The 26559-nt window shown below is 40.0% G+C and carries 25 protein-coding genes and 1 pseudogene; 5 read left to right on the forward strand and 21 right to left on the reverse strand.

What is annotated here, in order from left to right:
• Positions 1 to 61: 61 nt before the first annotated feature.
• Both R3D86_08535 and R3D86_08540 read left to right on the forward strand, forming a co-directional pair.
• Positions 62 to 376: a metalloregulator ArsR/SmtB family transcription factor gene (locus tag R3D86_08535; GenBank protein MEZ5758254.1), complete on the forward strand. Its 315-nt coding sequence runs from the start codon at positions 62 to 64 to the stop codon at positions 374 to 376.
• Positions 377 to 394: 18 nt separating this feature from the next.
• Positions 395 to 805, forward strand: a complete 411-nt coding sequence (locus R3D86_08540) for a VOC family protein (protein MEZ5758255.1) — start codon at positions 395 to 397, stop codon at positions 803 to 805.
• Between the two features lie 215 nt (positions 806 to 1020).
• Here R3D86_08540 and R3D86_08545 read toward each other — a convergent pair whose 3' ends face one another.
• From R3D86_08545 to R3D86_08555, 3 genes are all read right to left on the reverse strand, one after another.
• Positions 1021 to 1902 (reverse strand): hypothetical protein, encoded by an 882-nt coding sequence (locus tag R3D86_08545; protein MEZ5758256.1) that lies wholly within the window; start codon positions 1900 to 1902, stop codon positions 1021 to 1023.
• Between the two features lie 459 nt (positions 1903 to 2361).
• Positions 2362 to 2739, reverse strand: coding sequence for a hypothetical protein (locus R3D86_08550; protein ID MEZ5758257.1), 378 nt, complete (start codon positions 2737 to 2739; stop codon positions 2362 to 2364).
• 228 nt (positions 2740 to 2967) lie between these two features.
• Positions 2968 to 3330, reverse strand: a complete 363-nt coding sequence (locus tag R3D86_08555) for a hypothetical protein (protein ID MEZ5758258.1) — start codon at positions 3328 to 3330, stop codon at positions 2968 to 2970.
• A gap of 147 nt (positions 3331 to 3477) precedes the next feature.
• On the opposite strand from R3D86_08555, the gene R3D86_08560 reads away from it, so the two are divergent.
• The gene (locus R3D86_08560) at positions 3478 to 3804 is read left to right on the forward strand and encodes a helix-turn-helix transcriptional regulator (protein MEZ5758259.1); all 327 of its coding nucleotides are present in this window, start codon (positions 3478 to 3480) and stop codon (positions 3802 to 3804) included.
• Here the strand turns inward: R3D86_08560 and R3D86_08565 are convergent, their stop codons facing one another.
• The 14 genes and pseudogenes from R3D86_08565 to R3D86_08630 all read right to left on the reverse strand — a co-directional run bounded on the left by R3D86_08565 (position 3805) and on the right by R3D86_08630 (position 20226).
• Positions 3805 to 4914 (reverse strand): hypothetical protein, encoded by a 1110-nt coding sequence (locus R3D86_08565; GenBank protein MEZ5758260.1) that lies wholly within the window; start codon positions 4912 to 4914, stop codon positions 3805 to 3807.
• A gap of 364 nt (positions 4915 to 5278) precedes the next feature.
• Positions 5279 to 7483 carry an ATP-binding protein gene (locus tag R3D86_08570; GenBank protein MEZ5758261.1) on the reverse strand — a complete coding sequence of 735 codons (2205 nt, stop codon included), beginning with the start codon at positions 7481 to 7483 and terminating at the stop codon, positions 5279 to 5281.
• 123 nt (positions 7484 to 7606) lie between these two features.
• A complete protein-coding gene (locus R3D86_08575; GenBank protein MEZ5758262.1) occupies positions 7607 to 8581 on the reverse strand; it encodes a site-specific integrase in 975 nt (324 codons plus the stop codon).
• Positions 8574 to 8975, reverse strand: a complete 402-nt coding sequence (locus tag R3D86_08580) for a DUF488 family protein (protein ID MEZ5758263.1) — start codon at positions 8973 to 8975, stop codon at positions 8574 to 8576. Before R3D86_08580 ends, R3D86_08575 begins: the two co-directional genes overlap by 8 nt.
• Positions 8976 to 9154: 179 nt before the next feature.
• Positions 9155 to 9730 (reverse strand): thermonuclease family protein, encoded by a 576-nt coding sequence (locus R3D86_08585; GenBank protein ID MEZ5758264.1) that lies wholly within the window; start codon positions 9728 to 9730, stop codon positions 9155 to 9157.
• A gap of 107 nt (positions 9731 to 9837) precedes the next feature.
• Positions 9838 to 10257: a hypothetical protein gene (locus tag R3D86_08590; GenBank protein MEZ5758265.1), complete on the reverse strand. Its 420-nt coding sequence runs from the start codon at positions 10255 to 10257 to the stop codon at positions 9838 to 9840.
• A 29-nt stretch (positions 10258 to 10286) separates the two neighbouring features.
• Positions 10287 to 11231 (reverse strand): exonuclease domain-containing protein, encoded by a 945-nt coding sequence (locus R3D86_08595; GenBank protein ID MEZ5758266.1) that lies wholly within the window; start codon positions 11229 to 11231, stop codon positions 10287 to 10289.
• Between the two features lie 201 nt (positions 11232 to 11432).
• Positions 11433 to 12053: a cation transporter gene (locus R3D86_08600; protein ID MEZ5758267.1), complete on the reverse strand. Its 621-nt coding sequence runs from the start codon at positions 12051 to 12053 to the stop codon at positions 11433 to 11435.
• A 147-nt stretch (positions 12054 to 12200) separates the two neighbouring features.
• Positions 12201 to 14381: pseudogene (locus R3D86_08605) on the reverse strand (CusA/CzcA family heavy metal efflux RND transporter).
• A gap of 25 nt (positions 14382 to 14406) precedes the next feature.
• On the reverse strand, positions 14407 to 15345 hold the full coding sequence (locus R3D86_08610; protein MEZ5758268.1) for an efflux RND transporter permease subunit: 939 nt from the start codon (positions 15343 to 15345) through the stop codon (positions 14407 to 14409).
• An 11-nt stretch (positions 15346 to 15356) separates the two neighbouring features.
• Positions 15357 to 16508: an efflux RND transporter periplasmic adaptor subunit gene (locus R3D86_08615; protein ID MEZ5758269.1), complete on the reverse strand. Its 1152-nt coding sequence runs from the start codon at positions 16506 to 16508 to the stop codon at positions 15357 to 15359.
• Between the two features lies 1 nt (position 16509).
• Complete coding sequence (locus R3D86_08620; protein ID MEZ5758270.1) at positions 16510 to 17751, reverse strand: TolC family protein; 1242 nt, start codon at positions 17749 to 17751, stop codon at positions 16510 to 16512.
• An 88-nt stretch (positions 17752 to 17839) separates the two neighbouring features.
• On the reverse strand, positions 17840 to 18169 hold the full coding sequence (locus R3D86_08625; GenBank protein ID MEZ5758271.1) for a hypothetical protein: 330 nt from the start codon (positions 18167 to 18169) through the stop codon (positions 17840 to 17842).
• 320 nt (positions 18170 to 18489) lie between these two features.
• On the reverse strand, positions 18490 to 20226 hold the full coding sequence (locus R3D86_08630; protein ID MEZ5758272.1) for a site-specific integrase: 1737 nt from the start codon (positions 20224 to 20226) through the stop codon (positions 18490 to 18492).
• Between the two features lie 515 nt (positions 20227 to 20741).
• On the opposite strand from R3D86_08630, the gene R3D86_08635 reads away from it, so the two are divergent.
• Together R3D86_08635 and R3D86_08640 are read left to right on the forward strand one after the other, a co-directional pair.
• Positions 20742 to 21290 carry a helix-turn-helix transcriptional regulator gene (locus R3D86_08635; protein ID MEZ5758273.1) on the forward strand — a complete coding sequence of 183 codons (549 nt, stop codon included), beginning with the start codon at positions 20742 to 20744 and terminating at the stop codon, positions 21288 to 21290.
• 425 nt (positions 21291 to 21715) lie between these two features.
• Positions 21716 to 22159, forward strand: coding sequence for a hypothetical protein (locus R3D86_08640; GenBank protein ID MEZ5758274.1), 444 nt, complete (start codon positions 21716 to 21718; stop codon positions 22157 to 22159).
• Between the two features lie 43 nt (positions 22160 to 22202).
• Here the strand turns inward: R3D86_08640 and R3D86_08645 are convergent, their stop codons facing one another.
• From R3D86_08645 to R3D86_08660, 4 genes are all read right to left on the reverse strand, one after another.
• Complete coding sequence (locus tag R3D86_08645; protein ID MEZ5758275.1) at positions 22203 to 22556, reverse strand: hypothetical protein; 354 nt, start codon at positions 22554 to 22556, stop codon at positions 22203 to 22205.
• Between the two features lie 95 nt (positions 22557 to 22651).
• Positions 22652 to 23902 (reverse strand): Y-family DNA polymerase, encoded by a 1251-nt coding sequence (locus R3D86_08650; GenBank protein ID MEZ5758276.1) that lies wholly within the window; start codon positions 23900 to 23902, stop codon positions 22652 to 22654.
• 3 nt (positions 23903 to 23905) lie between these two features.
• The gene (gene umuD, locus R3D86_08655) at positions 23906 to 24325 is read right to left on the reverse strand and encodes a translesion error-prone DNA polymerase V autoproteolytic subunit (protein ID MEZ5758277.1); all 420 of its coding nucleotides are present in this window, start codon (positions 24323 to 24325) and stop codon (positions 23906 to 23908) included.
• Between the two features lie 206 nt (positions 24326 to 24531).
• A complete protein-coding gene (locus R3D86_08660) occupies positions 24532 to 26502 on the reverse strand; it encodes a hypothetical protein (GenBank protein ID MEZ5758278.1) in 1971 nt (656 codons plus the stop codon).
• Positions 26503 to 26559: the final 57 nt, after the last annotated feature.

The raw sequence follows: 26559 nt of genomic DNA on the forward strand, positions 1-26559 counted from the left end.
TATATTTCAGGCAGTTTAATTGCCTATTGACTTAATTAAGTATTAACTTAATAATCTGTCTATGGATAGATTTGCCGCTCTTGCTGAACCCAACCGTCGCCGTATGATTGAAATCATTGCTGCGAATGAAAAGATTTCAGCCACCGAAATCAGCAGCCGGTTCGCGATCAGTGCCCCGGCGGTGTCGCAGCATCTGAAAATCCTGCGAGAAGCCGGGATCGTCAACATGGAAAAAAAAGCGCAACAAAGGCTATATTCAATTAATTCACAAGGTGTGGATGAAATGTGGGAATGGCTAAATCATATTCGACAGTTCTGGGGAGAGAAACTTTCGGCGTTGGAAGAATATTTAATTCAGGAAAAAGAGAAAATATAGGGTAAAGGAGAGAAAAAAATGAGCAAATCCACACAACCATTCTTAATGTTTTCAGGGCATAACCACGGCAAAGCGGAAGAGGCGGCAAACTTTTATGCAAAAACCTTTAAAAATGCTGAAATAAACGAAATGACCTATTTTCAGGAAGGTGAAGGCCAGCCGGTCGGCACTATAAAATCAGCACGGGTTAAAGTTAATCAGGTAGAATTAAGGCTGATGGACAGTGACGGTCCTCATCAATTTAATTTTACGCCATCAATTTCTTTTTTTGTTGAATGTGATAATGACGATGAAATCACGGATCTTGCCAAGATATTAAGCGAGCAAGGTCAGTTTATGATGCCGCTTGGAAACTATGGCTTTAGTGCGAAATTTGCCTGGGTCCAGGACCGTTACGGCGTCTCCTGGCAGCTTAATCTGTCTAGTTGAATTGTAGGGTATAAAATGGAGGAGAGGAAGGGATGAGGTCCACTCCTCCATAAATTATTATAACTCATTGATTTATAATGATTAAGCATAGTTTTAAGATAACATTTTTTACTCTGTCAGTGTACTAAATAGTGTACTGAACAGTGTATTATTGTGAGCGACTGCTTCCGACCCTAAGTGGACAGTCAGAATTGGAAATATTTACCTAATGTGGTTCAATCTACTTCAAAGTGAACATGGTCGTCATGTCTCGCTGCGCCACATCCTGCAAACTTCATTTTATCGCTTTGTACATTGAGTATTTCTACAAGGTACGGCTCAATAAAAATCTTCTGAATAGACTTTGACGCATTCCCAAGGCTTAAGTGATTTAGCATTTCACTTGTTCGATCAAGGTCCAAAGCGAGGTCGCTAAAAATAGATTGAAGCCAAGCAAATTTCCACCTCAATGCACCTTCATTCGCACACACTTGCTTCTTCTCATAATGCCATGAGGGAGAAAAGTTCCAATACCCGATCATCCATCCTCCGCCTTTAGACAGAGGTATTCCGCTATCTTGGTCTTTATAGAAAAGCGCGACATCTAACTTTTTGCCATCGTTGTGGCTCAAGTGAGGAAGTAATGGAATATCGTTTGCAAAGGGAAAGTTGGCGTCTAAATAACTAACCACCGTTCCGGGGAATTTATCTGCCATATGGTCCGCGAGGCCTTCAAGAATGCTTTTAACGTGAGGCTGCACATAATTGCGGTTTAACGCACAAAACAAAACAGAGTTAGCTTGATACGGGTGTGCTTCTGTTGCGAAACAGTTAAGAGCAACTCTGCCAAATAAAGGGGCTACAAATGGCACGGCAACCGTAGTTGATATAGCATAAACCAATAAGAAAGTCCCGGTGGTAAATAAACTTTGATACCCTTGTTTACGGTTAGCTATAATTTCTCCAAAACCATAAGAAAACCATAGAATAACACCACCAATTTCCGTTATAACCGTTAATAAAAATACAGCCAAAATCGCAAGAAATACACCCAATACTGAGCGTGTCGAAGACAAAGGGCCTAACAGTAGTTTTTTAATTGCGTAGAATAAATCCATACTACCCCAAGCGGTAAAGTTTGTTAAATACCAACTTCAGCAAGCCTACCATACGGTTTCACATATCTCTAGCCGAAACCAATTGCATAAATAATTTGGTCAGCTTATTGAATTTGCCCAACGTCCACTTTGGGTCGAAAATTGTCATATAGATGAACTGTTACTACTCACAAACGATGATAGCTTGCCAATATAGGAATGGTCCTAATTTGTTTCCGTTTGGGGTGGTATCAACGCGTTGTATTGCGCCGTTAAGATTATTCTTAGTGCAGATGTCGTCAGCAAACTTTTGAGCGTGCCTTCTGGCATCTTCTTCTGTTACTTCATTCAACTTAGTGTATCCATCAACTGAAAAAGCCATCTTGCCATCTGGCGAGTACGCAGCCGAGTAGTCCTGAATAACTGCGGGTGAGCAGCTAGTAACGAACATTAGTGATAAATATATTATTAGTACCCTTATCACTTTCTTACAATCCCTGCTTGCGACCACATGATTTTCCACTCATCATACCCATAGTAGAGACTGTACTTACATGATGTGTAAGAGCATGACAGCACTTTGACCAATCGCCCCTCAACATCTGCTTCACAACCAAGCATAGCGGCCTGTGAAGGCATCAAATCTTTTACTTGCTCATATAAACCTTCTGAAGGGCAAAATGGGAACATGTCAGTGCTAACTTCACCTTCGCAATTTAAAGGAATAGGTTCCCCAGCTGTCCAGCAATTACTAGGTAATCTGCTTTGTGCATTTGCTTCTATAAGACCTGAACCGGATAGTGGGATTAGGATGCATGAACAAATGCTAATACTTAGAATGATGGACATTATTTTCATGATGGTTTCCCCTGATAGTTTGATGTAGGCATATAATTCATTGTGAGATTAATGTTGCAAGGGATGCTAAAAATACGACAATTATGATTAATGTCAGGCAACCTTTTCGAGTTTCTGCTTGTGACTTTGCGCCCCAACCTTCATCAAGTGGTTCTCCGCACTTAGGACATTGTTCAGCGTTAATTGATATTTGACGTCTACAAGCCGGACAATGTGCCATCCTACTCATCATTCTTTCCCCCAATTGGTCCTGTCACATATAGTACTCCCGGGATTTCCGTTTCTAATTTCAGCATTACAATTCACTGCATCCATAATGTATTTTTGAAAGCTTAGTGGTCCGCGGTCTAGATCACACTTTTGAATTTGTGCAAGCAAAAGCGTGCCGTTTATTCTTTGCCAAAGATTTGAAATTTCTTGAAGTCTTGCTGCAGCACGGACAGCACTATTTTGGTCCGAAAGAGTTTCATTCAATGCTATCGTCATTAATGAATTTTCGATGTCTTCAGATAGGGCATCACAATTAGCCGCGAAAACATTCTGAACTGAACTAAATATTATGATTGCAGTGAGTATGATAAATTTGAACATTTTCCCTCCCTTGAATGTAGTTTCTATAACTTTATCAAAGGATGGCGAGAAAACAATAAAATAATTACGGAATAATAATAAAGACGTAAAATAGTTCACTCATAAAATTATTCCAGATGCTCTATCAAAGTTGAAGAGGAGCATGTCATGGAATTAAAGAAACGATTAGGGGGCAAAGTAAGTTTTTATCGAACCTCAATCGGTATGACCCAAGAACGATTGGCCGAAGAACTTGATCTTTCGGTGGATATGATTGGCAAGATAGAGCGAGGAACTGCTGCTCCTTCCTTTAATACGCTTGAAAAGCTCTGTAATGTGCTGGATAAGGACATATTGGAGTTATTCGGAGATAGCCTACAGACGGAGCTTAAAACGCCAAAGGCAAACACATTACGTGAGATTAATAGCGTACTGATTAAATTGAATGAAAAAGACCTCGAGCGTGCACTTAAATTACTTAAGGCCCTTACTTGATTAGATTGATATTACCTTTAACTTGCCTAGGATGAATTTAGTATGCATCGTTACAGCATTCCAAAGCAGGTCAGGCTTCCAACAAACGACCCGTGCATCTTCCATGTGTTTCATGTAAATATACTTTGTTTCAGGTAGGAGCATTCCTAGCGCCGTATCTATACCTCTTACTTTGCAGCAATCGCCAAACATATGCCATTGAGTTTCGGATGCAATGTTTGGAACAGCGAAGAAGTCCGTTAGCAAGTAGGGTTTAAATCTGTTAGCAGCCTTACCCGATAGCTTGTAGAAGCTTTTAAGTGTCATGTCGGTAAGACTTTGCTTCAGCAATCGTATTTCAAGACGCATATGCAAAAGGTCGTCATAAATTGGTTTTTCTTGTTTTTCTTTCGATTTAGCTCTTTTATCGTAAATGTAGGCCTTAAAATTCTGCGATGATATTTTTTGGCTGTTTGGCCCGATGTAAGAAGTTTCTACACCTCCATTTGGTCCAAAATAAGTGACATTTTTTCTGGGGTTTTCAGTGTTCTTTTCAATCAGGAAATCTGAGGTGTCGACATTGAGAAAGTCTATCGCCCAATCAAGTCTAGTAATCTTGCCGTGTTGAATTATATAGTCCGCATCTATATTACCATTGCTTACGGCGAATATGGTGTCCCAGAATTGTTTGACATGCTCATATGTCCATTGAGACGGGATAATGGTAATCTTTAAATCATTGTAGCTTTTGTGCTTGGGTTTAAACTGGATGGCAGCAAGTCCCGGTAAATCGGCTATTCTTAAGCTGTGTGTATATCCGTGGAAATTATTTTTGGCTTTTTTGGGTAGGTGGCTAACGTAATACGGTTCATACTGAGGTTCATCACTGTCTATAAGCATCTGAGAAATATGCGTGGCAATTGACTTTCGTGTTTCCCGGTCCTTGACTTTAAGGGTTACAATCATGAAATCGATCTTAGGATTTAAGACATAGCCCTTACTATCCACACCTCTTTCATATTCATAACATGTATCTAATTTAGTCTTGCACTTAATTGCAAACTCTTCACCCCCTCCTTTGTTAGTAGCAGGGGGTGGTATATCTTTTAACTTGGTTATAGTAAGAGCCATTTCCCCTCCTTGGGAAGATCATCCATAACCTATCTATACCGAATAAATGCCACCTTGTCGCCAATAAATGAATAGTGACAAGAGGGGTAAAATTTTGCACTTAATTGCAAAATCCAACACAATAAATATTGTAAGCGTTTTTGCACATATTTGCAAATTTGCAAAAATGAAAATAAAACTTTATTATCAATAGGTTATGGTGATAACTAGGCTCTATATAATTTTGACTAACAATATCAATGATCGCCCATATAGTGTGGCAATATAACTAGGCATGGTCAAGAAAAAAAACAATAGATCAGGTGGGGTAGATTGCATCAGGCTGTATTAACAAATGAGCTATGGGGCGATTTGAAAATTGATGTTAATCGTCATCCGTTGTTATTTCGACTGCTTTGGCTGCACTAACGGCTTCTTCTGGGAGAGTTTCTTCTGGACCAGATTTTGTTTCAAGCTTCTTATTCAGCGCTAAACTGGCGTCTAGTTTGGATTGATCAAATTCCTTTTTCAGAACGATTGGCCTCTCTGCTTTTATTGCTTTTCCGGAGGCAAGAAACTCAAACCGCCCCAGATTTGGAATAAGCTTTGTATGTTGAGAACTATAAACGCTATCCAAAAAATTTAAGCTGGTTTGATCAATTAAACTGTGTGTTAAAAAAGTGTTGCATTGAGACAATATGGTTTTGCTCACCAGAGCTGTGCGTTGACTAATTACCATGAGGCCAACTCCATATTTACGGCCTTGTAGGGCAATTTGACCTATTCTGCTAACAACGAACTGAGTATCGAAATCAAATCCGGAACCGCGTACTTCGGGAACGATTGTATGGGCTTCTTCTAGAACAATTAGAATTTGCCGTGCCCGTCGATTTTCGCGTGCCCAGTCCATAATGGTAGAAAGATATAGTTCGGTAAGTCGAAGTGAAGCTTTTGTATTAGACATTTCTGCAAGCTCTAATATAGCTAGATTTTCATTGGTGTTTGTTAGATAGTCATCAATTTGTTCTTCAGTATTTTTTCTTAATTCATCAATACCTTTTTGCAGAACTTTCTTTTCTTTGCCAGCTCCATACTGTCCTGTTTCTACTGCGAACAGGTCTTCCTCTAACTTTGTGGCTTGAGAAGAAGAGGGTGAAGGAAATATTGGCCCCAAGTCTGAAAGCCGGTGTTTATAGTCTCCCGTGAAATCTACACAGAAGACTTTGGTACCCCCCCGTATTGCCTCTCTAATAATGTCTAATGCAAGTTCTGTTTTTCCAGTGCCGGTAACGCCTAATATCGCTGTATGATATTCAATAAGTTCATCTATCCGGGCTATAGCATCAACGTTTGTTGACGGAACTTTGCCAATTGGAAATTCACGGTCACCTGCTATAGCCTTTTTGAATTGACGGCTACTAGCTGCAAAAATAGGGGTATTCATTTTTGGTAACCAACTATATTTCTCAAATCCCTTTTCAGGTGTGTAGATGCCTAATTGGGCCGCGCGTACTATATGAGTGCCGCGGGGATTTTGGTCGAAGCTTTCTTCAGAAGTTTCAGCACCGATTATTTGATAAAATACATCTTGCCCTGAAAGATTTGTGAAGACCACGTCGCCTTCTTTCAATTCTGACATTGCAGCCACTTCAAACGCTATTACACTTATATTTGAGTTTTCAACTACGAACCCTACAAGCCGACTATCCTTTGCTCCACTCAACTTTTCTAAAAATGAGGCTGTTTTTTCTTTATCATGGCTACTACAAACGGCGCCATTGGGAAGGTTATACTGTTCATCTGCGGTAGCAACGCATAATCCGGTACCAACCACTTCGGCATCTTGTACTTGAGTAAAAAGAGAAACTACATACTGTTGTTTACTATCTGGCATGCCAACAGTGAAAAGGCGATTAGGTTCCCAGGCGGACACTGAAGTTAATCTAACTCGTACTATGTTAGGATGATCAATACGGCTTATCGTCCCGATTGTTGGTAACGTATCTACTGCTGCGCTATCAGCGTTATATTGTTTCCATGCGGTTCTTATACGCTCGATAGGTTTGCCAAATAACATAACAAACCAATATAAAAACAACCAAACCATAGAAGTGTGAGAGCTTTGATATGCTGCAACTATGCTAATGAACGCTGGCATGGAAAATAGCATCTCTCCGCTACCAAAAATTCCCGTTGCTTTATAAGCGAATATGCCGAGTGGTGAGCGCTGATCTCGATCGTGAAGAAATAATGCAGCGACAGCAATAATGGTAACCATAACAGTGTACCCGATTGCAACTGATCTTATCAAACTAAGTTCTTGTAAGATTATTAACTCAGGACTGATTTCCATGGTTGTTAATATTAACAAGCTACTAATACTACAAGTAATTACGTCCCTTGGAGGTAAAAACCAAGGTGCTGACAATAATGATAAGAACCAATAGGCTAATATACTCATCAACCAAACAGTTTCAGCACCGCTAGTTGGTATGAATTGGTTAGTAATGAGGATGAAAACTAAATACGCCGAAATAGCATTCAATATTAGAGTTATTGCACGTTCTTTATTGGTTAAGTTTGGCCGCATAGGTATTACCTTCATGAGTTGAGAACTCAGGTGCCTATAAACCTATACTTTAAGCCCCCCGGAAAAAACTGATTGACATATTGTAAATCAAACATTCGATCATTGCTACAAAAACGTTGCTACTCAAAGGATATTTGATATCGGGTTTGACACAAATAACTCTGCTTCTCGGATGTATCGCCTAACAGATGTTTCTGACTTATGCCCAGTTTGCTTCATAATTGCATACGTTTCAACCCCCGCTTGAGCGGCAGAAGTTGCGAGACCAGCACGTAAGGAGTGACCGGAGAACGCTCTTGGGTTAAAGCCAGCAGCTTTGGCACGCCGTTTAATGATATAGGCTATGCCGTTGCCACTTAGTCTACTCTTGCCGTCGCCATCAATGCTTAGTGAACGGAAGAGGGGACCATCAATGATCTGTTCATGTTCGATATAAGCTTGCAACGATCCGACGGGGCAGTATTCGCCTTTGGCATAAGGTATTCCAAGCCGCCGACCTTTACCTTCTTGGTCCGTCTTGCTTCTTTCTATGGTCAGAATTAGACCTTCAGGTACAAACTCAGCATCGTTGCAATTAAGTGCAAGAAGTTCTGAACGTCTTAATGCGCTCGCAAATCCGACTAGCAACAATGCGCTGTCTCGAATGCCCTTTCTGCCTAATCCGCAAGTTTCAACCATTTTGATAAGCCGTTCCTTGGTCAAAGGCGATACCTGTGAGGAAGCAGTACCATGGGTTCGCTTGATCCCCTTCATCGTGGACCGAACCAGTTCTGACTTTGTTGGGTTTTCAAGTTTCCTAACCGAGTGGATTTTTGAAAGTGCTGCTACTCGTCGAGACAAGGTCGCCACTGAAAGAGCGCCAGCATAATCTGACAAATAGTTTGCTACCGAGTTAGCAGATGCCGGTATCGACCCACCCCACGCCATAAAGTGCTCCAGATCTGCCCTGTAGGCCCGAAGGGTTGCTTCTGCTGACGATGCTCTCACATAGTCCTTTGTGCGTTCTGAGGGGCCATTGTGGCCTTGTGATAAGGGATTGTTATCTAAAGGGTGAGCTTCTATTACTTCATGCTTGTTGTTGCGTTGCGTGTTACTCATGGTCTGAGATCGCCATCGCAGCTTCTTCTATTAGTTCAGCTAGTATTGTCCTGTGGCAACGGTCAGTTGAATGACAGGCACACAGCAATGTGAGGGTGTCACCCTTGAGATGCCGTTTCGCTAGCTGGTTTATCAATTCATGCTGATTGTTCATTTCTGTGCGGTACAACATGCTCCACACTTCGTGATAGGTAATATGATCCTCTTCTGAATGGTCGGCTTTAAAATACGTTGCGTATTGACTGAGTAACTTCTCTGATGGCGCCAATTCTTTGTACCAGAGATTTATGTTTTCTCGCCTAAGGCCTCTTGGCCAATATCGTGTAACGAGCAGGCGATACCCATCACCGGGCTGAGGATTTAACCTTGCATGTTTATCAATCCGAATTGTCATATAATTAATTACCTGTTATTGCAATTAATTATACCAAATAATCTTTTAAAAACAAATAGTTAAATGTAATTTCAATTGTATGTTTTTAATGTTTGAGCGAGGTTTTGTGTTACATACTTGAAGCCATCACCTAAATTCGGTGATCTCTAGAATAAAACTTTATTGGACAGCGTTATCGCCTAATGAGTATTTCTGCGATAATCGTATGGGTTTTCAAATTCTCCCGTCCATATACCTGTGCCGTTCCACCGTGCCTGTAGTTCTTCCATTAGGTAGTCGTAAGAATAATAGGTATACGCAGTCGCCATGCCTGCTATCACCATTTGAGCTTCTATATCTTCATTCTTATGGTTATAGCAGCGGGCCACTATACGACCATATTGATCTGTACTTAATGTAAAACAGTTTACGATCTGATTATTGATAATAGTATTCAGGTAAGCTCGAGCTTCGATGCCACATTGATACCTTCGGCTTTCTACCCAGCATGGTTGATCGATCTCTGGTGCATCTATGCCATGAAACCTTATTAGTTCGCCGTTTATTTTAATTGTATCTCCATCAGTGATGACAGCGTAGCCTCTAATATCGCCCACCATTCGATCTTCGCTTGTACTAGCTATCACTTTATTTTTTAATGAAGCCAAATCCGGAACATAGAAACCGACTATCCCACCAATCACAAGAGCGACTATTATGATCGGTAACAACTTCGCCGATGCTGGCCGCTTTTTAAAAGGTAGCAAATTGCTCATTCCATGGCCTTCATTTTCATTAAAATTAACAGTCTTCCTTATGGCACAGAATATTAAACTTCCTATTAACGGTACCTATGGCTGTACGGCGTCCATGGTTGTGAACGCTAATGATAATTAAAACTATCGAGATACATTTCAATTTCGTCGAGAAACTCGTGTCGGGCTTGAAAGCGAGGATCACTTCTTGCATTCTTCAATTCGGTCATGGCCTTTTCGATTGTACACCATCCGTCTTTTTCTGGAGCGGGTCCCCTTAACCTACTGTTTTTCCACTCTTCAAGTTTCTCGATAACTTTTGTAGGTAATGTAGCTGGTGCGTGTTGATATATTAGCCGGCAACCCGCTTCCCGTAACCTGATGTCTTCCATGCGAAGTACAAGTTCATATCGTTCGTTCCAGTTCACCGAGTGGAACTGTTTCATTAATTGCTGATCGTCTCTGCTTGGAAAGCCTTCAAATATTTTTCCTTCCAAATAATCCTTCTTCTCGTATCCATCAGTTATTTGTCCCAAGGCTTGCCCCACCTTTTCACAAAAATCCGGTCTGCTTTGTATTAATCCTGACCGCCGTTCAAGCTCTGCGTATCCAATTTCCTGAATAACAGGGTTGGTGACTGCTCATTTGCGGATAAAAGAATAGGCTGATTATTGGATTTAACTGACCTTATTCGTTTCACACGAGCGTTACGGACGTCTACCAGTTCATCAACTGATAAATCTAAGAGGTCGCTGGGATCGTGTTGCAGGTCTACAACGCCGAAATCTGTTGGGTTGATAGAATTGACACCAGCCAAACTAACTGCATATCGGTATATACGACCAAAGTGGCTTTCTGTTAAACACAATGGTGCCATCGTTCCGAGTAGTGCTTCGATATGAGGCTTCGAAATGTTTTGCATCATCGCTTCCCACACAATAGTTGCCTGCATCTTTATTATTTTCATAATATGCAAGGTTGCTCTTACGTCGTCGAGAGCATCATGAGCATTTTCATGGGCGAACCCATTTAATGGTGCTAACTGATCCAATTTAAAGGAAGGATTACCTTTATCACCAATTGGTATCTCCAGTACGCCCGGACTATGCACGTGGCACGCATGAGCCATTCTTAGAACGTCCGCACGGGTATTACCGTTGGTGTTAGTCAGATAGGTAGGTAGTAAATTCTGATAAAAGGCTTGCCTCACAAGTGGTTCGTCAAAGGCCAGTGAATTGTATCCTGTAATCACTGCTGGTGACCATTGTTCGATGAACGCTTTAACTGTAAGAATGAACTCGTAATGTGAAGGGAGTGAATGATCTGTAATCTGGGTAGGGCGAACATTGGTGACAAGTAACGCAGTCGGGTTTGCCACGACGTGCGGCTGTATCTGACACCGGATGTCTATGGTTTCAATTTCGTTTAACTCGCCATCTGTGACAATGGCGGCGAATTGGAGTATCTGATCAAACTCCGTCGCCGTTCCTGTTGTCTCTGTGTCGTAAACTAGGAAATTCATCCTCTATCCCCAATTAAGTGCATGGATAGTCTAGCACAAATCAGTGAATTAACAACCATGAGCCCCCTTTTGATAATATAAGATTATCGAAAGTAGTTTACTTAATTGCAATATTGAAAGGGCCTATTTCTAACGAAAATAGGCAGTTACGAACTTATCGTAGTTAACTACAGACAGCGTGAAACACAATGTTTCTGTCCGTTAATATTCAGTTTTAAGCTCTTGCCATGATTGCCGGATAATACTTATGGCTGAATGAGAGAATAAAGTGGCCATAATCCCCGCAACTATCAAATCAGGCCACGCATTATCTGTAACTACAATACCAGATGCTGCTATCATTACAGCAACATTGCCAATTGCATCATTTCTACTGCATAACCAAACAGACCTAACATTGGCATCTCCATCTTTGTAACGCAATAGGAGCAATGCACTTATCAAATTGGCGGCAAACGCAGCAAAACCAATTGCTCCCATGGTAATTGGTTCAGGAACTTCATTTTCCAATACTCTCATTCCAGTTGCTCCAAGTACCCACATCGCTATGAATAACAGGGATATTCCCTTGAACATTCCAGCTTTGGCCCTTACTGCGATAGGCATACCAATAACGATAAGTGAAATTGTATAAGTCGCGCTGTCACCCAAAAAGTCCAGACAATCCGCTAAAAGAGACATTGATCCGGATAATACTCCTCCACCTAATTCAACAACGAACATTGTAAAGTTAATTGCGATGATCACCACGAGTATACGTTTATATTCTTTTGATGCTCCGTCGAAATTGATATTTGTCTCGCATCCGCATTTTTCTACCATTTGTAAAACCTTTCAATAGATTGTTTAACCTAGTAACTACCAAGACCAGAATTAATTGTTCCATAAACTATTCATTGCCTAGCGCCTAGATACTAAATAAGTATGCCTCAGAGATGCAGTTGCACCCCTGAGATATTAGGATTGTGATTATTCTTGCTCGAAATCGTACGTCATAAATTTGCTGTAAACAGCGGGCAACAATATTAAGGTCAACATAGTACTTGTAACGATCCCGCCAACAACTACTGTCGCCAAAGGTTTTTGTATTTCGGACCCAATACCGTTGGATAATAGTAGAGGTATTAAACCCAGCATACTCGTTATTGCGGTCATTAAAACCGGCCTCAGTCTAGAAACAGTTCCTTCTAAAACACTGTTAAACATAGTTTCTCCATTGGAAAGCCGTTCATTAAATGAATTTACAAGAACAACCCCATTTAAAATCGCTATGCCAAATAGTGTGATAAAACCGATAGAACCGGGCACAGATAGATATTGGCCACTTATGTAAAGCCCAACGACACCCCCAACCAGAGCCATGGGGACATTTAACATAACAAGTGAAGCCTGTTTTGCTGAACCAAAAGCGAAATAAAGAAGCAGGAATATCAATGCCATCGAAATAGGAACCACGATCATCAACCGTGCTTGCGCCCGTTGTTGATTTTCATACTGTCCACCAAACTCAACAGCGTATCCAGCAGGAAGGTCAATTTCGTTATTGATACGATCCTCCAGTTCTGAGACAAGGCCGCCCATATCTCGACCTTCTACATTACTTTGAATAACTACACGCCTTTGCACATTATCGCGCCTGATTTGGGTAGGGCCATTTTCAACCATGACCTCTGCAACATCTCCCAACCTGACCCAAGCACCATTTAGCGATACCAACGTCAAATCAGCTATTCTCTGCGCGTCTTTTCTAAATTCCTCATCAAGCCGCACATAAATATCATATCGTTCATTTCCTTGTATAACTTGTCCTGCTGCTTTTCCGCCGATTGCATCGGAAACAAGCTCCATTACTTGAGAAACTGAAAGACCATACCGGGCAACAAGTTCACGTTTAGGCGTAATAACAAGCTGGGCTTCACCAGATATTTGTTCCATGGCTACATCACTAGTTCCCGATGTTTCTCGTACCAAGGCTTCAATTTCCTTTCCTTTGTCACTTAAAACATCCAAATCGGGGCCAAAAAGTTTCACTGCTAGCTCTGCTCTAACCCCTGATAGAAGTTCATCTACCCTAGTAGCAATCGGTTGTGAGAAGGAGAAAAGTAGTCCTGGAAAAACGGACATTTCCTGTTCCATTAATTGCTGAAGTTGGTATCTATTGTCAGCTGATGTCCATTGTTGCACTTCTTTAAGCCCCACCAATAGCTCAATATTTGATACAGGTTCCGGATCACCACCAATTTCAGCACGTCCAGTACGACTTGAAACAAACAGAACTTCTGGAAATTGAATAAGTTTATCTTCAAGTACTTGAGCGACTTCGACCGCAGTAGTCAGAGATGTGGAAGGTGCAAGTGTTACACGAATATTGAGTGTGCCTTCTTCAAGCTCGGGAACAAACTCTGTCCCAAGGAATGGTATTAATGTCATCGCCATCACAAAAACAATAAATGACGCGATCATAACTTTCTTTGAATTATTAAGAACCCAAACCAACGCTTTACGATAATGATCTTCTATGAACATAAGAGGTTTATTTTCTTTTTTACGAATACCTTTCATAAATATATATGAAGCCAACGGCGGTAGAATGAGCATCGCTACAACTAATGAGCCCAACATAGTTAAGATGATTGACAGGGCCATTGGCTGAAATAACTTACCCTCAACGCCTTGCAAACTGAACAGTGGCGCAAAAACTACTACAATTATCATCACAGCAAAAAAAACAGGACGACCTACTTCTTTAGCTGCTTCCTGAACGATCAAACGTAATCCATGGGACTTTTCACCGATCAATTTATTCGGATTGCGACGAGACAAATGATTGAATATATTTTCCATCATTACAACAGAACCATCAACCATCATGCCGATTGCAATAGCCATTCCACCTAGAGACATTAAATTTGCTGAAATTCCATTTAATGACATGACAGAAAGTGCCATTAAAACAGAAATGGGAATTGAAAGTAATACAAGACTGGCAGCTCTTATATTAAGTAGAAATAGGTATAAAACGATAACGATGAGGATAAATGCTTGTAATAAAGCACTTGAAACTGTTTCTATCGCTTTTGATACCAGATCAGCTTGATCGTATACTGGCTCTATCGTTACACCTTCGGGTAAAGCGGCTTGAATGATGGGTAGACGCTCTTTATACTGTCTATCGTTAGCTTAGTGTTGGCTCCAAAGTCTTTTTTAATACAATACCTGTTACAACTTCACCAAGTTTCTCGATTTTTCCGTCTGTACGTCTGGTCATTGTAACTGCGCCTTGGCGAATTTCCCCGCCAAACTCAACAGTTGCAATGTCTGAAACATAAACAACGCTGCCATCTTTTTCTTTTAAGGGTATATTACCAATATCAGTCAAGCCATCTTCCTGACTTCTGATCCAGCCAACACCACGAATTACCAGTTGCTCGTTGCCACTGTCTATATACCAGCCACCAGCATTTTTGTTATTATTCTCAATTGCGCTGATCACATCTGCAATCTTAACCTCATAGTTCAATAAATGATCCGGGTTTACCTGAACTTGAAATTGTCTGACCTCTCCACCAAATGAAAGAACGTCTGTAACTCCCTCTATAGGCATTAAAAGTAATTTGACTACCCAGTCATTCAAACTTCTTAGGTCAAGAGCATCGTACTGTTGGTCACCACGTGACCGTAGAATATACTGATAAACTTGCCCTAATCCTGAAGTGTTAGGCCCCATTTCAGGTACCCCTACCCCGGAGGGAACATCTTCTTTCGCGGCTTGCAATCTTTCAAATACCAGCTGACGCGCAAAATAAATATCGGTACCTTCTTTAAATACTACTGTAATCACCGACAGTCCTGACTTGGATATAGAACGAACTTCTTCTACATCAGGTAATGCATACATTACAGCTTCAACCGGAAATGTGATCAATTGTTCAACTTCGTTGGCTGCCAAACCTGCTGCCTCGGTATTGATGGTCACTTGAACATTTGTAACGTCGGGAAAAGCGTCCAGATTGATTTTTGGTAAGATAAAAACACTCGATCCCAATAACCCTAACACAGCTAAAAGCACCAGTAATCGATTTACGATGCCTAGGTCTATTATTTTGTTTAACATCTCGGCATCCTTTAATGATTATGTACGCTAAAGCCGCTTTTGGCGAGTTCAGATTGAATAAAGAACGCACCAGTTACGACTACTGTTTCGCCCTCATTAACATCAGATATTACATACCGATCTCCAGTGGATTTGAGAATTCTGACCTCTCTAGGTATAAAGCCTCCATCCTGATCTTGGATAAAGAGCTGCCAGTCTCCATCAGCTGATCTAAGTACAGCTTCCTTGGGAACTGAATATCCCTTTTCTTCACCGGGCATTAAAAATTTTACATTTACGAATTGTCCCGGATGTAAATTATGATCCTCATTTTCCACAATCATTCTTATTTTACGCCGGCGTGTTTCCTCATCAACTATTTCATCTGCTATTAAAACACGTGCTTCCGCAATGTAGTCACCTACTTCAATTGTCGCTCTACTGGATGTAAAAGCCTGATCGAACTGTCCTAGCGATATTGCACTTTCGATCCAAACAGTATCTTCATTTATCAGCTTAAAAAGTATGGTACCCGGTTCAACCAAGGCACCAGATAAAAAGTCATCACTCGCAATAGTAGCTGCTTGAGAGGAATAGAGGTCATACTCACCTGGTTTATTCAGTTCTGATGTCTCATAAAGTCTGTTGATATCCTCAGCAGACATTCCGTAAGACTTCAGTTGTGCTAATAACTGAAGGTAATCTGTCTCTGCTTGTAAATAACGTTTTGCGGAAACAATATCACTTCCCAAGTTTTTAACACGCTGCCATTCTCTTGAAACATTAATGAATTTCGCCTGAGCATTTGCCATCTCAACACTGAATAGAGTTATCAAAGGTTGATTAACATCCACTCTATCTCCTAATCTTGCATGTCGTTCAATGATTATTGACGGTATACGGGGGGTGATAATTGAGGATGCATAATCATTAGCGCGCACTTCACCCGTAGCAGCAATACTTTCTGTTATTCTATCCAATCGTAATTTAACCGTCGTTATACCTGCAGCTGCGATTTGTTCTTGTGTTAGTGAAACTTCAATTTCTTCTTCGTTGTGGGCTTCATCATCATTATGCACTTCTTGCGAAATGCTACTCTCAGATGACAAAATAATTGCAGCTGATAAACTCCAAGCTAACAAAATATGATAGTTATATTTTTTAATTAGAGAGGATTTGGTCATATTAATTCTCCATCCATTCATTGAAATTGCCAGTCAACTCAAACCAGTCAATCCAAGCGATTTCCAGATTAAAGCGCATCTCGATAATGGCTTCTTCTGTTTGAAATAATTGTTCGATTTCTAGTAAATAATTAAGGGTGCTGATCTCATCATTCTCAAGCAGCCGGGACATTAAGTCGTATTGATTATCAAGAGATTTAACATCACCTTTTTGCCAACTCTGCCAACTGCTGGAGAGTAGAGAAATACGACTATGATTGGAGATCAAAGTTGCTTCATATAATCGTTGCCTATTTTGATAATCGAACTCCGATGATTGCATGTCTTTTTGAGATGCAATCAGATCATCCGAATAAGTGTTCCTTATTGGAAGTGGGAGGGAAATGTTGATCCCAACCAAATCATTATTTCCTTCTTTTCCGTATTTGACACCAACGGTGGGATCAACGGATCGCCTCTTACGTGCCACTTCGACTTCAGCTTTTTTCTCAAAATACGAGACTTGTGAAAGCAAAAGTGTCGGGCTTTTTCTTTCTACGCTTGTCTCCAGAGCGGGAATTGCTAAATTAGAGAGATATTTTAAAGACCAATGCATGGCCTCAACACCAGTTAAAGCTTCAACCAGTTGCTTCGCGCTCAGCATTGATGACAAGGCATTATTTTTGTCGGTTCTTGCTTTGAATAAGGCCAGATTTGCCGTTTGTAGTTCTTTTAAAGTTATATCACCTTGCTGATGTCTGCTTTGTGCATATGAGGCTAACCTAATAGCTGATTTTAGGCTTTTCTCCCGAAGTGATAAAATTTGATTTGTTCTCTCGTAATCTGAAATTGCTCTGGCAATAGAAGCCATCACATTGTTTCTCGCGATCTTATATTCAAGCCTCGCCTTTTCAGTTCTAATTCGGGCTAAATTTTGATTGGTGGTTCTCTTGCCTCGCCAATCTATTGTCTGACTGAGCCCTACAGACTTTGATGATTGATCAGCATTTTCATATTCCAAATCTAGCGTTGGATTATAAAGTGCTTGCCCCAAAGATCGTCCTCTCGCAATTTCGGCTTCCAACTTTTCCTGAGCGGATTTTACAGCAGGGTTTGTAAGAAGAGCTCTTGCCATGAGTTCGTTCACGGAAAGAGTGTTTTCAATTTCCGTATTAGTCGTTCTTTCCTGAGCGAATGTATTTGTGGAGAGCAAAAACACCCACAACGACAAAGCGGAAAGAACATGCATTATTTTGCAGTTCATTTTAATTCCTAATAAATTTAATAGAAGTTGACCGTGGCCGAGAACCTAAACGAAATCTCGGACACAATTATCATTAGTTGTTAGATTATTAGGAAATGGGAGGAGCTATTGGTGGTTTATGATAAATAGAAATAAGCAAATCCGTTAAAGGTGCTCCATATTCTATATCATCAGGTTCAAATTTAATGTTAATCTCACAGAACATTAGCGTTAATTGCGGATGTGAGTGCATGCAATGGGAAACACCTGTAAGTTCATCCTGATGTTCTGCAATTTCATTATGATTTTTTGAGAAACTGTCATGACCTTCCTGATCGAGCAAGTTATGCTCAACAGTTTCAAGTAGAATTTCACCGGCCTCCGACATTGCACAAGCAATTTGGGTGAATAAAAAAGAGGCCAATATCATAAAGGTCATTTTAAAGTTCATATGGTGTATATAATCATTAATCTAAATACTGACAAGCGAATAGTTGGTAGAGTATTCAAGACATCCATCCTAAGTGGGTGGCGTTCAAGACTTCAGTTGGCTAGTAGTGACTGCAAAAATATTGGGTGACTAATTTTATTTTTGGTTGAATATTCCAACCACTTTTTTATGGAAATCGGCAGAATACTGCCATTCTGTTTTTAAAAACATGCCACCACCTTGGAATGTGAAATGAGGTAATATTTCATACAAATTGGATCATGTTCAATATTGAAAGTGACAGACTTGGAACGAGACCAGAAGTATTATTATTTCATTTTTTTAAGTGGTTCAAAGTCGACGTAATTATAGGAGTTATCTATAAAACTTTTTAGTACACCAATTGATGTACCTGATCCGTAATTAGAGGTAGTGTCTGCTTTACTGTGCCCCATAAGCTTTTTAATACTATACTCTTCTACATTCTGATTTCTAAGTTCATCTGCAAAACTATGTCTGGTGCTATGAAACGTCTTCACTGTATCTGGGAAACCTAAGTTTTTTTTGTATCTATTCAATCGGCTAGTTGCTTTTTTACTTGGGTCTCTCAGTTGTGCGCCAATAAGGTTTGGGAAAATTAATTTGTTTGGTTTTCCTTTTGTGGTTTTTTTTATCCATTTGAGCAAGCCTAGATCAATCAATTGGTCATGTATTGGTACTTTTCTAATACTAGATTTAGTTTTGACACCTTTCCCATGTTGGTTATTAACATCAAAACACAGAATGTTTTCAAATTCTACTATGTCACGACTGTGCAGTAAGCATATCTCTTTTATTCGCAAGCCTGACATAAACCCAATCAACCAAGCCCAGTAATGTTCGGTTTGAATTTTCATTCGCCCTTCAATATAAGTCCTACTCTTACTCTTAAATCCCACAAATAATGGAGATGTCAGTATTTTTATTATCTCATCCTTACTAAACGGCTGTCGTCCTTTTGTATCGGGTGTAGTTTTCAAGACTTGGATTTTAATTCCCTGAAATGGAGATTGATCGAGGTGTTTGTCTTGGACGGCCCAGTTAAAAATAGCATTTGTAAGCGATAAATATTTCTTCTGTGTTTTAATGCTTTGCGTCTCTACATTTTTATAATTAGTGCTTTTTTTTATGACCTCTTTAAGAGTTAGGTTCTTGTATCTTTTGTTCTTCGAATAGTTTTTTGGCATTGACATCAGCGTATCTCGAAAACTGCGAACATCATCCATATCAATATTGTGTATTGATATTTCGTCGCCAAACCATTCGAGTAACCAGCGGTACAATCTTTCGAAATCTAGCTTACTGTTAAGTGTTATTGCTTTATGTTTAGCTTTCCGGTGCTTATCCAAAAGCTGCTTCAACGACAAGTGCGGTTTGGAATGAACATTAGTAATTTGAGTAGATTGATAGTCCATAAATAATGCGTCCAATGGCCTACCATCATGAAATCCTTTAGTAAGGTATTGGTGGAATACTCGATATGCCTCTGCCTGTGCGCGACATAGAAGCGTACCTAGTAATCTGTACTCTACAGAATTTGTTGTGGGAATATCACGTCCCATATCCTCAAAGGCCTGATCTATTTCGAATGAAATTGTAGAATTGAACTGCTCAGAAACAATCATGTTCTCATATGCATTAACAAGTTTTAAAGTTTTCTCAGCTTGGTATTTTCGGTTAAACCCCTGTTTTCCCTTCGTTACGGCAGGGTTTCGTGGGGCCAATTCCAAATCATTTAGACAATCCTGTAATTCTCGCCTAAAATAGGCTCTAGCTACCTCTATCATTTCGGGACTTGCGTTGTCAGATATCATTTGTTCAGTTTCCCCAAGCAGACGCTTAAAACTTAGATCGATATATGCACATCTTAGTCGAGCTTCTTGAAGATTACCAGTTTTCAGGGACCTCCTGATTTCGGATATGCCTAAAATTTTTTTGAGTTGGCCTGATAGCTGTCTACGAAAGTAATATATGCCGGCCTTCTCATAAAGGTTTGGGGTCCCGGAGTACTGAAAGCCTGAGCTCATTTCGCGGCTCCCAGTGTACTGACCAGTGTACTCCCCAGTGTACTCGGCTGTTTCCATTCTTTAATAAAAAGGTGAGAATTGTTATTTGGTAAGGAGTTAGCTGAAGACATGGAGGAGAGGAAGGGAGTATCCTCCATATCTAGAAGTCCGCATAAACCCTAGACTTTTAAGTTCTTCTGCTACACAAATTAATGATTTTGTGTAGCAAAATGTGTAGCAGTAGATAAATAAAATTGCAACGGGTTGTAAATTTTCCCTTAGGTGGTTAACAGAGTATATAAGTTTACAATGGGTTGCAAACCCCTTCATTTTCTAAAGTGATAACTCACTGTTCTTTAGATTGTCACTACGGACAGAAAATTTACATCCGATTGCTGGTTGGGTGTTTTTTGTAATGAATCATCAAGGCCAATAATTGTGTAGCGAGAACTAGTTTGACGATATCTGCAATGATGCATATCATTCAATAAAGGGAATCGGGTAGTTTTGATTATATAATTTAAATTGGGTGTATCATGAAATCATCGCATGCGAGTGAAATTTCGTCCTCTATAAGACTTTTGAGAAAAGAAAAAATTCTAACTCAGGTGGATTTATCGAAGAAATTATCTGTTAAGCAATCAACAGTAAGTAGGTGGGAAAATGGCGTGGATGAGCCTTCGGGCGAGCATTTGCCAAAACTCGTCAAGGTTCTTGAATGTACCTATGACGAACTTTACGGTGGGCTAAATAAGGATTTTGCTGAGGAAAGAGAATTATTAAATAATTTCCGTAATCTAACAAAGATGAAAAAGAAACAAATAATGCAATTTTTCTATGATAATCCGGAAGAGTTTAACGGCCAGAATATTAAGGCAAAAGCACAACACGAGATAAATAAGCTATTGTGCCAGTTGTTGAATAAGGGGTTAACGACGGGAGAGTTGAAAATTATTCTGTTTGATCAAATTGAGAATTTGGAAACTGTTAATGATCCTCGGGAAGAAGCAGAAGCTAAAAGCAGGAACTTTGCAAGGATATTCCCTAGTTTCTTTGCACGAAAGCCTAACATGCCCACAAATTAGATTTTTCCATGTTTAATCTAGATACTCAATTTGGTAAACACGGTTATATTTTTATCAGGAAATGCCTTCCCCCCAAGTAATGTTCAGGCAATCCTAAATTATTCATATATTTTCTTAGACTAATCTTTATCAGTTCTCGAAAGTCCCCCATATATAATCACATGCTATACAAATCAGAGTAAGAATTAAAAATAGAAATTCTTTTGTTCATTACATCAAATATTTTGTATTATAAACTTAATACGAGAATTAATTGAGGTCTATTCGAAATTTTATTGATCGAATTTTGAAACTATTCAAGAATTAATAATTATCAATAAACTACCCAATACTTTATAAATTAAAGCATTAATTATTGGGTCGGAAAATCTTAGAAAAACTGATACAGATATGGACATCTTAAAAATCCACCTTAGAGTAAGACAATGAAAAATTTTATGTTCAATTTTTATGTTATATGCACAATCATTGTTTGTTCACTGACTACTACACCTTTGTATGCACAGGAGGGTTCAGCTGAACCTACTTCTAGATTGGTACTTGCTGATAATATTGCCAGTGAAGATAAGATAGCTGAAGTGAGTATTTTATCCCTCGTGGGATTTATCGTTGTAGCCATTAGTGTTCCATTTGTAATTAGCTTCATAATACAAATACTAATTGAAAACACATTAACGGCTTATATCTGTACCTACTGCTTAGTGGCCCTTCTTTATTACCTCCTAAGCCTAATTTTTACCGATATGTCTGGAAGCAGAAACATAATGACATATATTTTTCTGCTCTTTCCCAGTATGTTTGGTTCTTTAATTGCCCAGTTTGCTTATTACATGATGCTTGTTAAAGAAAGTAAAAATAATAAAGCTTAAACATCAAAGAGATGTGCGGATTGATTTGCTAATTTACTTAAACTTACAATTCTTTTCTGGATATAATTTTTGCCAATATCCCACTGACTATTAAAGAGCATAATAATGCAAGGGATAGTAATTTTATAAATGGGAAAGCTATTGTAAAAATACCCAGAACAACAGAAATATACGCTTCTCTGTGGTTCTCAGAATTTAGTAAAGCCAAAATGCCAAGAAAAATTGCCAGACCACCCGAAGGGACACTAGTGAAATAGAGTATACCATTTGTCGGTATTTCATCTATATTGAAATGAGATGGAGCTGGTTCGGCGTAAAATAATAATAACGAAATTATGAGGCCGAAACCGCTAATAACAATACCTAAAAGTCCTAGCTTAATCTTCTTTTTACTCATTATTACGCCACTACTAAATAATTTTACTTAAAGGTCATATAACAAAAAAACAGCAATTTGTCCATCTTTAGGTTTATTACCTTTGACCAATGCAACTAGCAATAAACCTTCCTCAGCTCTCCCCACCGTGTTGTATATCTGGGACTGAGAAGATTTCTTGCCATGAACCATGTTTTGTTGGTGCCGGATATAGCGGGGCGGATGGTTTCACGGCCATGTATCTTGTTGATCCTGTCCATGGTTTTCATGAGCTGTGTTACCCTGTCTGACTGTCCACCGCCAAAGATGGATATTTGCCGTTCAGTGTCATAAACAAGTCCGGTGAGCATTACCCCTGCTTTCTGGTAATTATGTCGTGGCTTATAGATGGCTTCCAGCACTTGTAAAGCGGCTCTTATAATGGTTCCTGCATCATTACGGGCTTCCTGAAGAATAACCGCATGACTTGCTGAATAGCTTGTGTTCCTATCCCCATAAGGGTCAGTCCTGATAAACACATGAACCCTGTAGGCATAGACCTTCTTGATGCGGGCTTTCTCTGCTGCCCTGTTGGCGTAAAAGGAAACCGCTTCTATCATCTCTTGCTTTGTACTGACGCGGTTCTTAAAGCCCCTGCTGACGATGATATTCTGGGGATGGGGTGGGACTTCCTCCAGAGGAATGCAACTTATGCCATTTAGTTCTCTTACTGTGCGCTCTGCCACCACGCTGAAACGCTTTCTGACGGCTCTGGGGGCCAGTAGAGAGAGGTCATAGGCCGTATGAACCCCGAAGGCCTTTAGATGCTCTGTGAGCCGTCTGCCTATACCCCAGACCTTATCAACCACTATCTGTTTTAAAATATCATAATCCGGTGTTTCCATGACATAGGAACCACACTGGCCTTCAAACCTTTTAGCAACATGGTTTGCCAGCTTTGCCAGTGTCTTGGTCGGGGCAATGCCGACAGAGACAGGAATACCGGTTAAACGTTCCACATCATGCTTGATGAGCTTCCCCCGTGCCTCCAGGTCATTAAATCCCTTTAAGGACAGGAAGGCTTCATCAATGCTATAAACTTCAAGATCAGGGGTATAATTCTCAAGGACTTTCATCACCCGGTCTGACAGGTCACCATAAAGGGCATAGTTGCTAGAGAAGACTGCAACCCGCTTTCTGACAAGGTCATCACGTACTTTAAAGAACACATCCCCCATCTTATAGCCCAGTGCCTTGGCCTCATTGGAGAGGGCAATAAGACAACCGTCATTATTGGATAAAACCACAACAGGCTTTCCTATAAGGTCAGGACGGAATACCCGCTCACAGGACGCATAGAAGCTGTTACAGTCCACCAAGGCAAACATGGCCTATAACTCGGTGATGGAGGAGGTCACAACACCCCAGACGGTAAACTCTTCAATGATGGATTTAAAATGAGGATTGGCTGGGTCAAGCTGCGGAGGATCAGATTTAAGGTTTAACCGCTTCACAGTCATATCCCCGTCAACCATAGCCACAACCACCCTGCCATGTGTGGGCATGATACTGCGGTCAACAATAAGAAAGTCCCCGTCATTAATACCTGCCCCTGTCATGCTTTCCCCTTCAACCTTAAACAGGAAAGTGGAGGACGGGCTCTTAATCAGTTTCTGGTTCAAATCCAGCTTATCCTCAAGCCAGTCTTCTGCCGCACTGGGAAAACCACACCTCACACGACTTGGTGCAAGAGGAAGCGAAAGGGCAATACCCGGATAAACAGGGCCAATATAGGAAATGGAATCAAGCATCCCTCAATTAGAACAAAAAAAGAACAAAAGTAAAGAAGGAAAGTAAAACTAATTTAGCAAATTACTAAATTTTATTGATGAAAGATTAAAATACAGAAGTCTAAAAGTTTACTTTTGTAATCCATTGTAAAAGTAAAATAGTATTATTTGAAAATCTAAGATCTATGATGTGAAAGTCAATAAATAACTACCAATCCTGCATAAAGTCATGAGTCAAGTTTAATCCATTCTACAAAGTCTGTTCGTTTTTTATAAATTTCAATCATAATACTTTTGAGAAAAGTTTGTTGCGAGGTTAAATTTATTACAAGTGTATCCATAGCTCGAGTTAATGGTATCATAAGCCACTGTGCAGCAAAAATAAGCGCTAATTCTTCTTTTGATTTGAACTGGCCTTGGGACACTTGAGGAGATGATATAAATTGATTGAACTTAATTTCATAGAAATTATCTAAGGCGTAGTTAATAACAATCCAACCTTCTAGGCCACGACAAGATTCATATTGAACTATGCGAAGAGCATCGCGTTCTGTCGGATAATGTTCTCTAATGTCGGCTGATGTGGCATCCCAAACAAGCTTACCAGTTCTCTGAATTGCTTGCCCAGGAAGTGAGTAGGCACTATTTTCTTCATGAACAATGAGAGATGGAGGGACGCAGGCTAGCATGTCAACTGGATAGTTTCCAAGACTTGCGGCCTCCAAAATGAATTGATCGACGATTTTAGTGTTATTTTCCATTTCTCCTTCAATAATTATTATGCGGCCGCCGTTTGCTTCTGTGTTAGGTTCCAAGTCCCAATTTGATAAGCCCATTAATTCAGCACAGTCAGAAACGAAGATCGCTAAGTTGGCCTTCATACGAAGACAGCGCTTTAAGCGCCGGGGCTGAATTAACTCGCGTGCAAGCCCTAAATCCCAATTTGCTACAGAGTCACGTACATATTGGTCTACACCATCCGCTACAACGATTTTCTTTGGTCCAAAAAATTTATGAAGGATCTTTATTTCGTTAGATGGCCAGTCCTGACCTTCATCAATGAAGACAACGTCCCATGCAAACTCATTTGCCTGCCTTTCAATAACTAAACTAAGGTCTTCAATTGTAACAGTACCGCTAATTAAGTAATCGAGTAAGGTTTTTTTGTGTTTTTCATAGTTATCTAGAAAATCATCTTCTATTCCAATTATCCCTAATCCATACATTAATCGGCCAACAAAAGAATGAACTGTTTCGATGCCAATTCCACCCTTCTCAATATTTCGTGGAACGCCTAATAAGGCCATTGTCCTTCTCATATCAGCAACAAGTGCTTTGTTATAAGTGAGGAATAGTGATCTCATTCCGTTAATGTCAAATTCCCTGTATGCCATTTGGAGCATAAGTACGGTTTTTCCTACCCCTCCTCGGCCTCGTAAAATGACCTGTTTCTTAGACAAATCACTAAGCCAATTATCGGGTAACGCAGATTTAATAATTCTGTCCATCCGTCCACGGTCAAGTGCAGTTGGCTCTAAAGTTTTCATTACGGTAGCTTCTGGCGATAGAATTGCATTAAAATTTTCATTTGGTCCGAAACTAATATTTACGAAACGGCCAATTGCTTGTGGTTGTGAAATTTGGCCTATTATATTTAGTATTTTCTCGAAGCTTGCATCTATTCCGAAACAGTTGTGCGGTCTCGTTGGCAGATCGTTCTCTCGTAATCCGGACATAAAAATCATGTCCTTTACGTATGGACTAGGTAGCCCTGCTCGTTTTAAGTATATCTTAAGTTCGAAAACTTGTTTGAAGGCTTTTTCGGTAACACATTCCCATCCACGAGGATATTTTACAGATACAAGTTTGTCATCAAACCTTACACCACTTGCATTGTGAGATTTTACTTCAATTGCTAGTGCGAAGTTTTGTATTGAAGCGCGTCGTGGCACAAAAGGTTCCCCGTTTCTAGGATAAAATTTCATCTCTACGTCAAATTCTCGAGGTTGTTCGAAGTGACCAACGAGAAATATGTCTATATCCTCGTTCTTCTGGCCGTATAGTTTAAGACTTACAAACATTTTGATGTGATCAAGCTTATGTTGGCTCAGATCAGGCCAAACTGCAAGAATTAGCTTGCGAAGATGAAGTGCTGCCTCATACTCTTGTCCTTCGTTTGCACCAACAATCTCAATCATTTTTATCTCTCAAATTGAATTTGCATTTATTCTTGGAATTAATTATCTGTTAAAAAT

The organism is Emcibacteraceae bacterium (genome assembly GCA_041396985.1).
In the GTDB taxonomy this organism is placed as follows: Bacteria; Pseudomonadota; Alphaproteobacteria; order Sphingomonadales; family Emcibacteraceae; genus Pseudemcibacter.

Coding starts and splice junctions, on each gene's coding strand:
- R3D86_08580 (MEZ5758263.1), bottom strand. CDS start 8,975: ATGACAATTCGGATTGATAAACATGCAAGGTTAAATCCTCAGCCCGGT.
- R3D86_08640 (MEZ5758274.1), top strand. CDS start 21,716: ATGAAAAATTTTATGTTCAATTTTTATGTTATATGCACAATCATTGTT.
- R3D86_08645 (MEZ5758275.1), bottom strand. CDS start 22,556: ATGAGTAAAAAGAAGATTAAGCTAGGACTTTTAGGTATTGTTATTAGC.
- R3D86_08615 (MEZ5758269.1), bottom strand. CDS start 16,508: ATGACCAAATCCTCTCTAATTAAAAAATATAACTATCATATTTTGTTA.
- R3D86_08635 (MEZ5758273.1), top strand. CDS start 20,742: ATGAAATCATCGCATGCGAGTGAAATTTCGTCCTCTATAAGACTTTTG.
- R3D86_08600 (MEZ5758267.1), bottom strand. CDS start 12,053: ATGGTAGAAAAATGCGGATGCGAGACAAATATCAATTTCGACGGAGCA.
- R3D86_08555 (MEZ5758258.1), bottom strand. CDS start 3,330: ATGTTCAAATTTATCATACTCACTGCAATCATAATATTTAGTTCAGTT.
- R3D86_08625 (MEZ5758271.1), bottom strand. CDS start 18,169: ATGACCTTTATGATATTGGCCTCTTTTTTATTCACCCAAATTGCTTGT.
- R3D86_08550 (MEZ5758257.1), bottom strand. CDS start 2,739: ATGAAAATAATGTCCATCATTCTAAGTATTAGCATTTGTTCATGCATC.
- R3D86_08630 (MEZ5758272.1), bottom strand. CDS start 20,226: ATGAGCTCAGGCTTTCAGTACTCCGGGACCCCAAACCTTTATGAGAAG.
- R3D86_08660 (MEZ5758278.1), bottom strand. CDS start 26,502: ATGATTGAGATTGTTGGTGCAAACGAAGGACAAGAGTATGAGGCAGCA.
- R3D86_08595 (MEZ5758266.1), bottom strand. CDS start 11,231: ATGAATTTCCTAGTTTACGACACAGAGACAACAGGAACGGCGACGGAG.
- R3D86_08650 (MEZ5758276.1), bottom strand. CDS start 23,902: ATGTTTGCCTTGGTGGACTGTAACAGCTTCTATGCGTCCTGTGAGCGG.
- R3D86_08560 (MEZ5758259.1), top strand. CDS start 3,478: ATGGAATTAAAGAAACGATTAGGGGGCAAAGTAAGTTTTTATCGAACC.
- R3D86_08545 (MEZ5758256.1), bottom strand. CDS start 1,902: ATGGATTTATTCTACGCAATTAAAAAACTACTGTTAGGCCCTTTGTCT.
- R3D86_08585 (MEZ5758264.1), bottom strand. CDS start 9,730: ATGAGCAATTTGCTACCTTTTAAAAAGCGGCCAGCATCGGCGAAGTTG.
- R3D86_08535 (MEZ5758254.1), top strand. CDS start 62: ATGGATAGATTTGCCGCTCTTGCTGAACCCAACCGTCGCCGTATGATT.
- R3D86_08575 (MEZ5758262.1), bottom strand. CDS start 8,581: ATGAGTAACACGCAACGCAACAACAAGCATGAAGTAATAGAAGCTCAC.
- umuD (MEZ5758277.1), bottom strand. CDS start 24,325: ATGCTTGATTCCATTTCCTATATTGGCCCTGTTTATCCGGGTATTGCC.
- R3D86_08620 (MEZ5758270.1), bottom strand. CDS start 17,751: ATGAACTGCAAAATAATGCATGTTCTTTCCGCTTTGTCGTTGTGGGTG.
- R3D86_08540 (MEZ5758255.1), top strand. CDS start 395: ATGAGCAAATCCACACAACCATTCTTAATGTTTTCAGGGCATAACCAC.
- R3D86_08610 (MEZ5758268.1), bottom strand. CDS start 15,345: ATGTTAAACAAAATAATAGACCTAGGCATCGTAAATCGATTACTGGTG.
- R3D86_08565 (MEZ5758260.1), bottom strand. CDS start 4,914: ATGGCTCTTACTATAACCAAGTTAAAAGATATACCACCCCCTGCTACT.
- R3D86_08570 (MEZ5758261.1), bottom strand. CDS start 7,483: ATGCGGCCAAACTTAACCAATAAAGAACGTGCAATAACTCTAATATTG.